The sequence below is a fragment of the Spirochaeta dissipatitropha genome, assembly GCF_054657935.1.
In genome coordinates, this window is the sequence record NZ_BAAHXT010000038.1 from 1 (window position 1) to 2,054 (window position 2,054).

The 2,054-nt window shown below is 46.4% G+C and carries 1 protein-coding gene; it reads left to right on the forward strand.

The window, feature by feature from the left end; all coding sequences use genetic code 11:
• Nucleotides 1–271 precede the first annotated feature (271 nt).
• Nucleotides 272–2,041 (forward strand): B12-binding domain-containing radical SAM protein, encoded by a 1,770-nt coding sequence (locus tag ACYQ2L_RS17085; protein WP_460058320.1) that lies wholly within the window; start codon nucleotides 272–274, stop codon nucleotides 2,039–2,041.
• Nucleotides 2,042–2,054: the final 13 nt, after the last annotated feature.

Consider the following 2,054-nt stretch of genomic DNA (forward strand, 5'->3'; position numbering starts at 1 on the left):
TGCAGCAACTTTTTATGGCCTGTTGGCCTTGCTGTATTGCGGGTGGCGCCTCTCGGCGCGTGAGGGTGAATATAACGGACTGCGTTGTTTTGGTCAAGGGAAACAGGGAAAAAAGTTCAGGTTTTGATAGCAGATTTTTACAAAATCTCGACTTGAGAATTCGCTGCTATTGCCAGAAAAAAAACCAGCCACAATTCTGCAATTTCCTCACAGCTTATATTATATGAGGAAACGTGGTATACATGAGACTCATATAAAAAGACAGGAACACATGCGTATACATTTTATCTGCTTACATATTGAACACTCATCCCGGGCGGTACCGCTCGGGGCGGCTATGGTCGCAGGATCAGTTCAACAGCATTTCCCGAACCAGGTACAGATCCACATAATAAACTGCTACCTGACTGATTCAGCGACGATCAACATGGAGAAAATTACTCACGGGGACCCGGACTGCATCTGCTTTTCGGTTTATCTGTGGAATACCAGAGAGAGCATATCTTTGATCAGGTCCATTAAGGCAGCATATCCGTCCTGCACAATACTGGTCGGGGGTCCTCAGCCGACTGCGTTACCGGACTACTTTTCTGCAATACAGGAAATCGATTTTATCATTGCTGGTGAGGCAGAAGCAGCTGTTATTCCCTTGTTCCGCTCCTTGCTGGAAGGCATTTCAATACAGGAGAGCAGAATCATTTCCGGGCCCCCTCCGGAATTAAGCACAATAGCCTCGCCATACCTCAACAAACTGATTGATCTGGATATGCATGAGGGTGCGCTGTGGGAATTATCCAGGGGTTGTCCCTACCGCTGTGCGTTCTGCTTCGAGTCAAGAGGAACATCCAGTATACGGCGTTTTCCGGAAGACAGAATCAAGCAAGAGCTGGAGCTGTTTCATTCTTCCGGAATCAGTGAAATCCTGGTGCTGGATCCGACATTTAACTACAACAAAAAGAAAGCCAAGCAGAATCTGCAGATGATGATAGAATCCGCACCGGACATTCATTACACCCTCGAGATACGCGCGGAGCACATTGACGAGGAAATGGCACTACTTTTCTCCCAGCTCTACTGTTCCCTGCAGATCGGACTGCAGAGCATTCATGCAGCTGTGCTGAAAACAATCAACCGTTCATTCAACATGCAGGAGTTCACTGCCAATGTGCTGCTTCTACACAATGAGCAGATTCCATATGGTTTTGATCTGATTTACGGACTTCCCGGCGACAGCCTCGACGGCTTTTTGCAAAGCCTTGATTTTGCATTCTCGATGGTACCGAATCACATCGATATTTTTCCGCTTTCAGTCCTGCCGGGAACCGAACTGTATGATATGGCTGACAGCTACGAACTCAGCTACGACAAAGAAGATGACTACACCGTCACACATACCCCGACATTTACCACTGCTGACATGAAGCAGGCTTCCCGAATTGCTGATTCAGTTGAACGATTCTACAACCAGGGGAAGGCAGTAAGCTGGTTTGATATTCTGCTGAATTATCTGCATCTAAGCCCATCTGAATTTTTTACAATTACCTGTGCCGAGATCAGCTCTCTACCAGCAGATACTAGAGCAATAGATTATCAGCTGGCAGCTGTAGAAGCCGTGTTAAAGAAACTGAATATTACCGGTTCATGGATAGTGATCAGGGAAACCATCCGCTATTTCTGGCATGCCAACAATGTTCTCTCAAACGAGGCAAATACCGATGCTTTTTTCGACGACTATTTCATTAATCCTCAGCTTCAGCTTTGCAGATTCGAACGTAATCCCCTGGAAATAATCGACTGCATGGAACATGATATTCAGGATTTTGATACAATCCTGCGTGAGACTTCGACATGCCAGTTGAACCTCGCAATATATGAAGCAGATTCCGGGATCCAGCACTATGATTGCAGCCAGGAAGAATACGAACTGTTGGAAGCGGTGCACAGCGGAAATCAATCAGCGATCAGAGACATAGTGAATCAGCCCGATATTACAGTACTGTTGACGGGACTGGAGGCCTCAGGCCTCATTGGTCGGAGCTGATTTTTAGTGATTA